The organism is Spirosoma arcticum (assembly GCF_054779955.1).
Genome location: NZ_BAAGXG010000005.1, coordinates 295,916 through 308,949, shown reverse-complemented (window position 1 = coordinate 308,949; position 13,034 = coordinate 295,916). Strand labels below are relative to the sequence as shown.

Genomic DNA, 13,034 nt, shown 5'->3' with positions numbered 1-13,034 from the left:
TGACAAGACCTTTTCATCTAAATTAGCCGAACGTTATCTTGAGTTGACCTCGATTTCCTGTCCCTGTGCCCGATAACCACCCTGAACTCCGAACCGTCAGCGTTACGCGTTATGTGACGCCCCTGCGCGAAGGTGGATCGCTGCCCGCTATTGTGGAGGCCGACGACGATTTTTTGTACGTGCTAAAATTTCGTGGAGCGGGTCAGGGAGCTAAAGCGCTCATCGCCGAACTGATTGCCGGTGAACTGGCGCGGATGCTGGGCCTGCGCGTACCCGAACTGGTGTTCGCTACGCTCGATGAAGCGTTTGGCCGTACCGAACCCGACGAAGAAATTCAGGATTTGCTGCGGGCCAGTGAAGGGCTGAACCTCGGTCTGCACTACCTGTCCGGGGCCATCACGTTCGACCCGCTGGTCACGACCGTCGATGCCAAACTTGCCTCGCAGATTGTTTGGCTGGACTGCTTCGTTACGAACGTGGACCGCACCGCCCGCAACACGAACATGCTTATCTGGCATAAGGAACTGTGGCTCATCGACCACGGCGCGGCCCTTTATTTTCACCACTCCGACCAGCCCTGGACCGAGCAGGCACGACGGGCGTTTGCGCCCGTCAGAGACCATGTCCTGCTCTCTCATGCCACCGAACTCGACGTTGTTAATGCCGAGTTTCGGCAGTTGCTAACGTCGGAACGCATCCGGTCTGTCGTTCAGCTTATTCCCAATGCGTGGTTGGCAACCGACGATCCGGCCGGAGAGTCGCCCGATGAACGTCGGCAGGTGTATACTCAATTCTTGGAAACCAGGCTGGCCAGTTCAGCAACCTTTGTCAACGCTGCAAAAGATGCCAGAAACGCACTTATTTGAGTATGCCGTGATCCGGGTCGTGCCGCGCGTCGAACGCGAAGAGTTTCTGAACGTCGGTGTTATTCTCTACTGTTCGGCGCAGGGATTTCTGCAAACGATGTACATGCTCCCCGAAGACCGGCTCCGTAACTTTTCGGCCGAACTGGAACTGTCCGTCCTGCACGAGCGGCTGAGCGCTTTCGAGCGCATCTGTGCGGGCCGGAAACAGGGCGGAATCATCGGTCAGCTACCGATAGCCGCCCGGTTTCGCTGGCTGACGGCCGCCCGCAGCACCGTTGTGCAGACCTCGCCGGTGCATCCAGGTTTATGCGTCAATGCTGCCGAAACCTTAGCCCGGCTGTTTGCTCAGTTGGTTGAATAGCCTGCAATTAGTACGCTTTCAAACTCAAATCCAGGCTCTTGATCTGGTGAGTCAGCGCTCCAGACGAGATGAAGTCGACGCCCGTTTCGGCATACGCCCGTAGGTTGGTTTCGTCAATGCCGCCCGATGCTTCCGTTGTGTAGCGGCCGTCAATTAGCCGCACCATTTCCCGGATGCCGTCGGGCTGGAAATTGTCCAACAAAATCACGTCCACCTGGCCGACGCGCAGGACCTCTTCAACTTCGGTACGGTTGCGGGTTTCAATTTCGATGCGTAACGTCCGGCCCGTTTCTTTCAAATACATAACGGCTTTCGTGATGGCAGCTTCAATGCCCCCGGCGTAATCGACGTGGTTGTCTTTGATCAGAATCATGTCGTACAATCCAAACCGGTGGTTGACGGCCCCGCCAATTTTGGTGGCCATTTTCTCGCAGATGCGGAAGTTGGGCGTCGTTTTGCGGGTATCTAACAATTGCGCCCGCGTACCCTCCAGCAGGTTGACTAACTCGCGGGTGTGGGTGGCGATGCCACTCATGCGCTGCATACAGTTGAGCACTAACCGCTCGGCGGTGAGAATGTTGCGGGCGTTGCCACTGACGGTCAAAACGACATCGCCGGGCTGAATACTGGCCCCGTCGGGCATCAGCACCTCGACCACAAAAGTCGGATCGACTTCGGCGAAAATGGCCTGCGCCACCTCAACGCCCGCCAGCACACCCGCTTCTTTGACTAAAAGCCGCGCGCGTTTCTGCGCGTCGGCCGGAATGGTGGAGAGGGACGTATGGTCGCCATCGCCAACATCCTCGGCAAGGGCCAACTGGATAAATTCGTGCAGATTCATGAGATCAAAGGTAGGTAAAGCCGCCTGATAACAGCCGCTCGTACCCGGACACGGTACGCTAAGCGGCAAGCAGGACCTGCAAAATCAGTTAAATTAGTTGGTTAGCATCAGTTGCTGAATGTATTTCACGGGTGCATTGCCGTAGCTAAGGAATGTTTCGTTAAATGTTTTCAGTCGATACGCATTGCCGGTTTTCCGTTTATAGGCTTCATGTAGGTCGCTGATTTCTTTGAAACCGGTGTAATAACTCGTTAGCTGAACGCTGGTTACGCTGACCCGCTTCCATTTGCCGTCGGCTTCGGCCTGCTGCTGAAACGCTTCCCGCGTGAGCAGTTTAATTACGTCGTTGCGGTTTAGTGTACCGGTGTGAACACCGTAATCTAAAATGGTATTGCAAACCGAGCGCAGATTCCACTTGTACCACATCAGCCACAATTCGGGCTGCTGGTTGCCATAGCCGTTTTCCAGCATCATCTGTTCGGTGTAAACGGCCCAGCCTTCAATCATAGCGCCATTACTCAGCACCGATTTGATTAAGCTCGGCGATTGGTTGGCGTACACAAGTTGGGTATAATGACCGGGAATGGCTTCGTGAATGTTCAGAATCTGCATCATGTACTGATTGTACTCCCGCAGGTAACTTTCGGCCCGCTCGGCCGACCAGCCTGCCATACTCCCGACGTTGTAATAGGTATTGCCATTTTTGTCGTACGGACCGGGCGAACTGACCGAAGCCCCCGCTACACCGGCCATGTAACCGGGTTCTTTACGGACCACCAATGGCTTTGACGGGTCTATATAGAGCAGGTTTTTTTGGTTGACGAAGGCTACCAACTGGGGCAGTTGCTGCTCAATGGATGCCTGAAACGCTTCTGGCTTAACGTGCTGAACCGACAACGTATCAATCATGCGCCGGATTAGATCGAGCGTGTCGGCGGGTACTGGTTTCGCCCCAAAATAGCGGGGCCAGAGCTGCCTGCTGCGTTGAGCCATCTGGCGGTGAAGGTACTTTTTACGGGCCAGCGCCGAGTTATACATCTGTTCAGCGGTATAAGCTGATTGAATGTCGTACGCAAACTTTCGCTCGTAAAGCGCCTTTCCTAATCGGAACGAACGCGGCTTTTGATGGGGTAATGCGTTTAGCCACACTACGTGGCCTTTGATAGCCTGAACTGAGACTTTGGCACGGTTTAGCATCTGCTGTTGCTCCAGGGCTGGAATAGATGATCGCTTCAATGAATCAGCAAAATCCGTTTCCAGTACCGATATTCCGCCTGAGTGCTGATCGGCAGCTAATTTGGTAAGTTCTACTACAGGGTTGCGCAGTTGCTTTCTGACAGCTTCATAGTAAGCAGGGATTGTGGCCATTTTCTGGTAAAAACGACGCAGCCGGGTTTCTAACGGCGCGTATGGTTCGCTTAAGATGAAGGCGAAACTACCCGTTACGTTATACGAAGCTGGGTTCCACTCGTATGATCGGAGCGTATCAGTTTCCCAGCGCGTTGACCGTAACTGATTATAGATCAACCGATAATCGATCTGGTTAAGCGCCGACAAACGACTGATCTCAAACCGGCTCAGCGAGTCGAGCTGGGCTTCGACAAAAGCGAGGTCATTCCGGCGGCTTTGCTCATTGGGAATGACCAGCACACTATCATACTGATGGTAGCCTACCGACGTTGCCCAGTCGGGATATTGTTTCCAGAGAACTTCCAGAAAATGCCCTTTGTAACGGTCAAAAGCCGGGTCAGCCGGGGCCGAGCCTGATTGATCCGCTTTTTTGATAAAAGCTGCTGAAGCCGCTACAAGTATCAGTAATAATGCCGTGTATTTCATTGAGTGTGTCTATTTCCAGCCTTCAACTTACCAACTTTGAGTTGTTCAAACAAGCCGGGCGGAGTATGTAACGTAACCGGCGCGTTCCTGGGTGGAAAACGCCCCGCCGAAAGGCAAGTTTGAGTCGTTCCGGTGTTCATTACGTAGTCTTGTTTTTATTTGCACATCTCCCGAAATGGTACGAAATTTGTAATCCCTTTGAGGAAAACATGAAGCAACCCCGCGTCATACAACGTCTTTCAAGTCTGTTACTGGCCACCTTACTGCTGTTTACGGCCGTATGGGGTCACGACGGTCTGGCGAAACCGCAGGCGTTGCAGACAAAAACAGCGGACAATACGGTTGCTGGTCGTGCAAAAGCACAAAAAGCACACGACTCGCAATCGAGTGAGGCCCAGCTTAGTGCCGCTCAGTTTGAAGCGGTTGTAATGCCCGCGCCCACGGTAGGTGGTGGTAGTCAAACGGCGTTCCTGCTACCTGCGCCAGCGCTCATGATTCTGTTGCTGTTGAGCGTTCCCTTGCTCCGGCATTTTACGTTCCCTCATTATTTCTTTTCTTATCTCCGCTACGTCTTTGGGCACGCTATCGCGCCTAACGCTCCCTGACGTACTGTTTCCACGGTTAAACTGGTGGTTCCACTTTAGCTCGTGAGCCGGTCACATCCACTTTCCCGCGCCGGACGTCACAAATTTCTACTTTATATTTAGTACAGTTCATTTCAAATTAGGGGCTTCAGCCTTTGAATAGCAATGCAAAATAAAACCGGAATACTCATTCTGACGGGTGTAATCACGGCTATATGCCTGTATTTCCTGTCGTTTACGTTCGTCTCGCGGAGCGTTAAGTCCGATGCCGAGGCTTACGCAACCAATAAGGCTGGTCAGATGGATCGTACCAAAAAACAACGGTATCTCGATTCACTCTGGAAAGAACCCGTTTACCTCGGCAGTACGCTTCAGGAAGTGACCGAGCGTGAGCTTGGCTTAGGGCTTGATCTACAAGGCGGTATGCACGTCGTGCTCGAAGTATCGCCCGCCGACATTCTGCGGGGTTTGTCGGGTAATAACCGCGATCCTAAATTCACTCAGGCGCTAAAGCAAACCGCCGAAGATCAGAAAACCAGCAAGACCAGCTTCGTCGATCTGTTCGTCGATAATTACAAAGAACTGGCACCGGGCAATAAATTGGCGAGCGTATTTGCTACCAGCGCCAACCGGGGTAAGATCAGCTACCAGTCCTCCGATACCGAAGTGCGGAAAATGCTCAACGACGAGGTTGACGGAGCCATTGCCCGCGCGTACCAGATCATTCAGGCCCGCGTCGACAAGTTTGGTGTAGCTAACCCAAACATTCAGCGGTTACCCGGTTCGGGCCGGATTCAGATCGAACTGCCAGGTGTGGATAATCCCGAACGCGTTCGTCGCCTGCTGACCGGTGCGGCCAAGCTGGAATTCACCGAAGTGTACCGCCTGAACGAACTGTCTCCGGCGCTCGAAGGCATGGGCGCTTACTTAGTGGCAGAAGAAGCGGCCCGGAAAGCTGCTCTCGGCACGGCTGGGAAAGCGACGACTGCCACCAGTGGCACGGCCGCTAAAGGCACGAGCCTTGAGTCGCAATTAGCGCAGGGAGCCAAGAAAGATTCCACTGCCGGGAAAGATACGGCAGCCGCAGCCGCCCAGGGTACGGCCCTGACGCAGTTGTTTCTGCCCGTTGGTCAGGATCAGTTGGGCGTTTACCTGAAAGACACGGCCCGCGCCAACGCTGTGCTGAACGCGCCCGACGTGCGGGCGCAGTTCCCCGCCGATGCGTTTTTTGCCTGGGACCGCAAGACGTTTAAAGCCACAGACGGCAAAGAGATTTTGCCGCTTTATTTCCTGAAGAAACCCGCTGGCCGCGCCCCGCTCGAAGGCGATGTGATTACGGATGCTTCTAATGACTACGACGACCGGGGTCGCCCAGAGGTGACCATGAACATGAACGCCGACGGTGCCCGCAAGTGGAAAAACCTGACAGCAGCCAACGTCAATCGCCCAGTGGCTATTCTGCTTGACAACCTCGTGTACACCGCACCGAACGTGCAAAACGAAATTCCAAACGGCCGCTCCAGCATCTCAGGAAATTTCACGGTGGAAGAGACCCGCGACATGGCCAACGTGTTGAAGGCTGGTAAACTGCCCGCGCCTACCAACATTGTTGAGGAAAGCGTGGTGGGTGCTACACTTGGCTCAGAGGCCGTCAGTGCGGGTGTGTTGTCGTCGATAATCGGTATTCTGCTGGTGCTGGCGTTCGTGGTATTCTATTACAACCGGGCCGGACTCATTGCCGACATCGCTCTGTTTGTCAACCTGTTCTTCCTGTTGGGCGTGATGGCCTCGCTCGGTGCCGTACTGACCATGCCCGGTATTGCCGGCATCGTACTGTCGATTGGTATGGCGGTGGACGCTAATGTCTTGATTTTTGAGCGCATCAAGGAAGAACTGGCCTTGGGTAAGGGTTTCAAGCTGGCTGTTACGGACGGCTTCAAAAACGCGCTGTCGTCCATTATCGACTCCAACGTAACGACGTTCCTGACGGGGATTATTCTGTTTATTTTCGGGACGGGCCTGATTCTGGGCTTTGCCACAACACTGATCATCGGTATTTTGACCTCGCTGTTCGCGGCTATCTTCATTACTCGCCTGCTGCTGGAATATTACATCCGCAACGGTAAAACGCTGTCGTTCACGTCGTCGTGGTCGAAGAACTTGTTTAAAGATTCTAACTTCGATTTCGTTTCGCGCCGGAAGCTGTACTACACCGTTTCGTCGGTTATCATTGGCTTAGGCATTATCTCAATCATTTTCAAAGGCTTCGGACTGGGCGTCGACTTTAAAGGGGGACGTTCGTACGTGGTGCGGTTTGAGAAATCCGTCAGCACGGATCAGGTCAGAACGTCGCTGGCGAGTGTGCTGGGTGCCGCGCCCGAAGTAAAAACGTACGGCGGGGCCAACATCGGCGACAACAACCAGGTGAAGGTGACGACGCCGTACCTGATTGACGATACGGCACCAACGGCCGACAAGCGGGCTGAAGCGGCCATTTACAAAGGATTGGCTAACATCAGCGGTAACCCCGCCCGGATCGAGAGTTCGCAGAAAGTTGGTCCAACCATCGCTTATGACATTCTCACCTCAGCCCTGTGGTCGATTCTGCTGGCCGTAGCTGCTGTATTCGTCTACATTCTGATCCGGTTCAAGCGGTTGGCCTTCGGGTATGGCGCGGTGGTGGCCCTATTCCACGACGTACTTGTGATTCTGGCTATCTTCTCGATTTTTAACGGATTGCTGCCGTTCTCGCTCGACATCGACCAGGCTTTTGTGGGCGCTTTGCTCACGATTATGGGTTATTCCATGAACGATACGGTCGTGGTCTTTGATCGAGTGCGCGAATACTTAGCCGAGAATAAGGGTAAGAAAGAAAGCATCCCGACGATCATTAACAACGCGCTGAACGCGACGTTGAGCCGCACCGCCGTTACGGGTTTCTCCACAATTCTGGTGTTGCTGGTGCTGTTTATCTTCGGGGGTGAAACCATCCGGGGTTTTTCCTTCGCCATGCTGATCGGCGTCATCGTCGGTACTTACTCGTCACTGTTCGTCGCCACGCCGATTGTGGTTGATTCGCTGAGCCGCGACCAGGAAAAAGACGACGTGGTTAAACCAGTCAGCCCGGAGAAAAAAGTTGGCTACGATGCTGTTCCAACGGAGTTTACGGGGGTGAACACTGCTGCACCTGAAGAGTTTACGGCCAAGAAAGAGAGAAAAGAAAAGAAGCCGCTGATACGGCCGTCGCAATCGTAATTCGTTGAGCGGATCGTTGACTGAGCGAATTAGTGAATTTCCAAAAGGAAAACCGTCACTAATTCGCTCATTCGCTATTCGCTCGTTATCTTTCGCACCTTTCTGAACGTTATTAGCCAAGAATCTTTTTCCGAAACCAGTAATCACCAAACTCTATTTCCTTGCATGGAGACTAAATTAAGATCGGTTGATACGACCAGCATCTGGCGGAAGAAGCCCTTAGCGGCTTATGAAGCCGACATGAAAAAGAGCGAACTGAAACGGGTGCTTACGCGCTGGGGGCTCACCTCGCTTGGTATTGGAGCCGTTATTGGCGGGGGCGTGTTCGTGCTGACGGGTATTGCCGCCAACGAGTGGGCAGGTCCGGCCCTGGCGCTGTCGTTCATGATGGCGGGCGTTGCCTGTGCGTTTGCGGCACTCTGCTACGCCGAATTTGCGTCGATCCTACCCGTTGAAGGATCGGCTTATGCCTACTCATATGGCACTGTCGGCGAGTTATTCGCCTGGCTCATTGGCTGGAACTTAATTCTGGAGTACATGATGGGCGCTACAACAGTAGCGGTAAGCTGGTCGGGTTACTTCGAAAAGTTTTTGCACCTCTTCAACGTCTACCCACCCGTATGGTTGATGAATGATCCCGTAACGGCGCAGGAAAAAGCCGACGTGATGCGGGCGGCTGGACAAACTGTTCCGGATTTTACTTTTGCCGTTAATTTGCCCGCGTTCCTAATCGTTTGGGTTGTGACGTACATACTGGTAAAGGGAATTAAGGAAGCGGCCAGCACCAATAACATCATTGTCATTGTTAAAGTGGCAACAGTTATATTCGTTATCATCGCCGGTTCATTTTACATTGACGTAGCCAACTGGACGCCTTTCATTCCCGAACCAGTTGCCGACGATACCGGTCAGACGCACTTTGGCTTTAACGGAATCGTGACGGCGGCCGGGATCGTTTTCTTTGCCTACATCGGTTTCGACGCCGTATCGACGCAGGCTGGCGAAGCCATCAATCCGCGCAAAGACGTACCATTTGCCATTATTGCGTCGCTGATTATCTGTACGGTACTGTACATCTTGGTTTCTTTAGTACTGACCGGTATGGTTCGTTATGATAGCCTTGACTTGAAAGCTCCCGTTGCGCAGGCATTCGCCGATGTGGGGCTGACGTGGGCTGTATACCTGATTACGATTGCCGCCATCGCCGGTTTAACCTCTGTTATGCTGGTGATGATGCTGGGTCAGACCCGCATTTTCCTGGGTATGGCCAAAGACGGTTTACTGCCGCGCAATCTGTTCGCATCCATCCACCCGACGTTTAAAACGCCCTGGAAAAGCACCATTTTCGTGGGTGCCATTGTCTCGACGGTTGCCGCGCTAACGCCAATCGACAAAGTATCGCAGTTGTGCAGTTCGGGTACGCTGTTTGCCTTCGCCATGATTTGCGGGGCTGTGTGGCTGTTGCGCGTTCGTGAGCCTAATTTAGAGCGACCTTACCGCACCCCGGCCCTGCCGGTAATTGCGACGCTGGGCATTCTGGCCAACCTGTATCTGATGTGGAACCTGCGGCATGATACTAAACTCACGTTTGTCGTGTGGTGTGCGCTGGGTTTAATCGTTTATTTTCTCTACAGTCGGCGAAATAGCAATCTGAATAATTCACAGGAGTGATCTTTGTGACTTCTGATACATAACAAACGGCCCCCGGCAACTTGTCGGGGGCCGTTTGTTGTTAGCCATCGAATCAGATTCACTATGTCTACGCTGTCTACCCGGTTAAGTTTCCCGTTTGAAGCCGCTTTGCTAACCGAACTGGAGCAGGTGGCTCTACTGCGCAGGGTTGATGTGGGGACCGTGCTAATGGAGCCGGGCCAGCCAATTCACTTTGTGCCGATTGTGCTGGAGGGAAGCATTAAGATTCTTCGTTCCGACGGCAATGCGGGCGATTTATTGCTGTATTACCTCAGAGCATCCGATACCTGTGCTCTGTCGCTTAGCAGTCTGCTGTCGGGTGGCAGCAGTCCAATTCTGGCCGTTGTTGAAGAAAAAGCACAGGTACTGCTGATTCCCGTTGAACAGGCTGAAGATTGGATGGGTCGTTATGCAAGCTGGCGGGCGTTTGTGTTTCAGACGTACCAGAAACGCTTCGACAATCTGCTGTTAACGCTGGACTCGGTCGCGTTCCGGCAACTGGACGAACGGCTACTGGCGTATCTGGATCAGAGGGCGTTGTTGACGGATGGGCGGCATCTGTACGTCACGCATGAGGACATTGCCCGCGACCTGAACACCTCCCGCGAGGTAATTTCCCGTTTGCTCAAGCAGTTGGAACGGCTGGGGCGCGTAGTGCTGGGACGGAATAAAATTAGTTTGGTGCGTTCGTGATGCGCTGTCTCCTCAACGAATTCGACGCCTGCTGGCTGTTTATGTGCGCTGTATCACGGAAATCATTCTCCCGCCGTCATAGTTTTGCCGATCAATGAGTGGACAGGAACTATTCGGATACGCATCGGCGATTGTGGTTGGCCTGGTAATTGGTCTGGCCGGGGGCGGTGGCTCAATTCTGACGGTGCCCATTTTTGTGTACGTCTTTGGCATTCCAACCGTGCTGGCTACCACGTATTCGCTGTTCGTGGTCGGGTCAACCTCGCTGATTGGGTCAGTCAACCACATCTGGAAAAAGCGGGTTGATCTGCGCGTAACGCTTGTTTTTGCGCTGCCGTCCTTTGTATCGGTCTACCTGAGTCGGCGGTTTGTAGTGCCCGCGTTGCCCGACCCTCTGCTGCGGATAAACAGTTTTGCGCTGTCAAAATCCGACGCGATCCTTTACTTTTTTGCTATCGTTATGATTATTGCCGCCCGCGCTATGATTCACAGTGACAGTCCCGAGCGGGGTGAAGCCGCCGATGGCCGACCCCGATACGGCACGTTGTCGCTCGATGGACTGGCGGTTGGGTTGCTGACGGGCACCATTGGCGCGGGGGGCGGGTTTCTGATTGTACCGATGCTGGTGTTGCTGGCCGGGTTGCCCATCAAACGAGCCGTAGCGACGTCGGTGCTGATTATTGCCGTTAACTCGTTCGTCGGGTTTCTGGGCGACCTGAATCACACGCGCCTTAACTGGAATTTTCTGTTGCCCTTTGCGGGGCTATCCATTGTTGGAATTTTTATTGGGATGTATTTGGCCCGCTTCGTAGCACCGGATAAACTTAAGAAAGGATTTGGCTGGTTTGTGTTGGCCGTAGCGGGTTACATGATTGTAAAGGAGTTAACGTAATGCGGGATAATTCCGCCGGTTTATGACAATCGAACAACTGTACACGGGCTGTTTAGCGCAAGGAGCCTATTATATTGAAAGTGCGGGTGAAGCCGCCATCATCGACCCCCTTCGCGAAACTTTACCTTATATCCGCAAGGCCGACCGGGCGGGGGCAACCATCAAATACGTATTTGAGACGCACTTCCACGCCGATTTCGTGTCGGGCCATCTGGATTTAGCTAAAAAGACGGGTGCGCAAATCGTTTACGGCCCCAACGCCAACACAACATACGACGTGCATCATGCCAAAGACGGAGAAACGTTTAAACTGGGCGACGTAACAATCAAAGTGCTACACACACCCGGACACACCTTCGAGTCGACGACGTATCTACTCAAGGACGAAATGGGCCGCGATCATGCCATTTTTACCGGCGATACCCTGTTCATTGGCGATGTGGGCCGTCCTGACCTCGCCATCAAGGGCGACCTGGACGAGCGCGACCTGGCCGGAATGCTCTACGACAGTCTGCAAACCAAGATTATGCCCCTGGCCGACAATGTAATCGTGTACCCGGCTCACGGGGCGGGGTCGGCCTGCGGCAAGAACATGAGCAAGGAAACAACCGACTCACTGGGCAACCAGAAACGGGTTAACTACGCGCTCCGGGCCAAATCGAAGGCCGAGTTTGTCCAGAAAGTCCTCGATGGACTGACTGCCGCCCCGGCTTATTTTGCCGAAAACGCCCGGCTTAACAAGGAAGGGTACGAACCCATCGACGCCGTGATGAAACGGGGCAGCGCAGCCCTCTTGCCCGGCGCGTTTGAAGCCGCCGTAAACGAGACCGGCGCATTGGTACTCGACGTGCGGGACGCGGCCGATTTTGCCCGTGGGCTCATTCCCAACGCCATCAACATTGGACTGAACGGACAGTTTGCCCCCTGGGTTGGGGCACTCATCCCCGATTTGTTACAGCCCATCGCCCTTATCGCTCCCGTTGGGCAGGAAACGGAAACGGTCCTGAGACTGGCCCGCGTTGGCTACGACCACTGCATCGGCTATCTGGACGGCGGGTTTGCTGCCTGGCAGCAGTCCGGCAACGAAGTAGATGCAATCGGGTCTATTTCGGCTGACGAGTTTGCCCGTCATTGGGAAGCAACGGCTAAAGTGACGGTGGTAGACGTTCGCAAACCCGACGAATACGAATCGGAACGCGTCGACGGGGCGATAAATGTGCCGTTGGATACGCTCAGTGAGCAGATGGGCCAGATTCCCCGCAACGAACCCGTGTATGTTCACTGCGCAGGTGGCTACCGCTCGATGGTTGCCAACTCAATCCTGAAAGCGCGGGGTTTCGATAATGTTATTAATGTAGAGGGTGGTATGGCCGCCATTAAAGGTACCGACGTACCGGTAGTAACTGCTTTATCCGAAATTCATTAACCGTTAAAATGCTCCACTTCATAACCCATCCTTGGCCGTGGTACGTGGCCGGGCCACTTATTGGTTTGACGGTGCCAACCCTGCTGATTCTGGGCAACAAGGCGTTTGGTATTTCGTCGTCGTTGCGGCACATCTGCGCGGCTTGTCTGCCGACTAACCTTCCCTTTTTTACCTACGATTGGCGCAAAGAAGCGTGGAATTTGTGGTTCGTGGGGGGCATCGCCGTCGGAGGGTTCATTGGGAGCACCCTCCTGAGCAGCCCCGCCCCGCTGGTTATTGCGCCTGATACGGTGCGCGATTTGCAGGCGCTGGGCATACAGGATTTTACGAGTGGTCTGCTCCCCACCGACCTGTTTAGCTGGGCTAATCTGCTAACCGCCAAAGGGTTAATTTTTCTCGTGTTCGGTGGATTTCTGGTCGGGTTTGGAACACGGTACGCCGGTGGGTGTACGTCGGGTCACGCCATTATGGGACTGTCTAATTTGCAATGGCCATCACTGGTGGCTACCATCAGTTTCATGGTCGGTGGTTTCGCCATGACCCATATCGGGTTGCCATTGCTGATGCAGCTCGTTTCACCGTAATCCA

Annotated in this window: 11 protein-coding genes; 9 read left to right on the top strand and 2 right to left on the bottom strand. The window is 53.8% G+C overall.

The window, feature by feature from the left end; all coding sequences use genetic code 11:
• Positions 1-65: 65 nt before the first annotated feature.
• Both ACYVHB_RS13485 and ACYVHB_RS13480 read left to right on the top strand, forming a co-directional pair.
• The gene (locus ACYVHB_RS13485; RefSeq protein WP_461052267.1) at positions 66-866 is read left to right on the top strand and encodes a HipA family kinase; all 801 of its coding nucleotides are present in this window, start codon (positions 66-68) and stop codon (positions 864-866) included.
• Positions 844-1,227 carry a DUF3037 domain-containing protein gene (locus tag ACYVHB_RS13480; RefSeq protein ID WP_461052266.1) on the top strand — a complete coding sequence of 128 codons (384 nt, stop codon included), beginning with the start codon at positions 844-846 and terminating at the stop codon, positions 1,225-1,227. Before ACYVHB_RS13485 ends, ACYVHB_RS13480 begins: the two co-directional genes overlap by 23 nt.
• 7 nt (positions 1,228-1,234) lie before the next feature.
• Here ACYVHB_RS13480 and nadC read toward each other — a convergent pair whose 3' ends face one another.
• Complete coding sequence (gene nadC, locus ACYVHB_RS13475) at positions 1,235-2,068, bottom strand: carboxylating nicotinate-nucleotide diphosphorylase (protein WP_461052265.1); 834 nt, start codon at positions 2,066-2,068, stop codon at positions 1,235-1,237.
• Positions 2,069-2,161: 93 nt separating this feature from the next.
• Positions 2,162-3,904, bottom strand: coding sequence for a DUF885 domain-containing protein (locus ACYVHB_RS13470; protein ID WP_461052264.1), 1,743 nt, complete (start codon positions 3,902-3,904; stop codon positions 2,162-2,164).
• 209 nt (positions 3,905-4,113) lie between these two features.
• Here ACYVHB_RS13470 and ACYVHB_RS13465 point away from each other — a divergent pair, with 209 nt between their 5' ends.
• The 7 genes from ACYVHB_RS13465 (at position 4,114) to ACYVHB_RS13435 (ending at position 13,030) form a co-directional block, all read left to right on the top strand.
• Complete coding sequence (locus ACYVHB_RS13465; RefSeq protein WP_461052263.1) at positions 4,114-4,509, top strand: hypothetical protein; 396 nt, start codon at positions 4,114-4,116, stop codon at positions 4,507-4,509.
• 144 nt (positions 4,510-4,653) lie between these two features.
• Positions 4,654-7,743, top strand: a complete 3,090-nt coding sequence (secDF, locus tag ACYVHB_RS13460; RefSeq protein ID WP_461052262.1) for a protein translocase subunit SecDF — start codon at positions 4,654-4,656, stop codon at positions 7,741-7,743.
• Positions 7,744-7,908: 165 nt separating this feature from the next.
• Entirely contained in the window at positions 7,909-9,414 is a 1,506-nt protein-coding gene (locus ACYVHB_RS13455; RefSeq protein WP_461052261.1) for an APC family permease, read from the top strand.
• A gap of 84 nt (positions 9,415-9,498) precedes the next feature.
• Positions 9,499-10,128: a Crp/Fnr family transcriptional regulator gene (locus tag ACYVHB_RS13450; RefSeq protein ID WP_461052260.1), complete on the top strand. Its 630-nt coding sequence runs from the start codon at positions 9,499-9,501 to the stop codon at positions 10,126-10,128.
• Between the two features lie 94 nt (positions 10,129-10,222).
• Entirely contained in the window at positions 10,223-11,020 is a 798-nt protein-coding gene (locus tag ACYVHB_RS13445; protein WP_461052259.1) for a sulfite exporter TauE/SafE family protein, read from the top strand.
• 22 nt (positions 11,021-11,042) lie between these two features.
• The gene (locus ACYVHB_RS13440; protein WP_461052258.1) at positions 11,043-12,446 is read left to right on the top strand and encodes an MBL fold metallo-hydrolase; all 1,404 of its coding nucleotides are present in this window, start codon (positions 11,043-11,045) and stop codon (positions 12,444-12,446) included.
• Positions 12,447-12,454: 8 nt separating this feature from the next.
• Positions 12,455-13,030, top strand: a complete 576-nt coding sequence (locus tag ACYVHB_RS13435) for a YeeE/YedE family protein (RefSeq protein WP_461052257.1) — start codon at positions 12,455-12,457, stop codon at positions 13,028-13,030.
• The last annotated feature ends 4 nt before the right edge of the window (positions 13,031-13,034 follow it).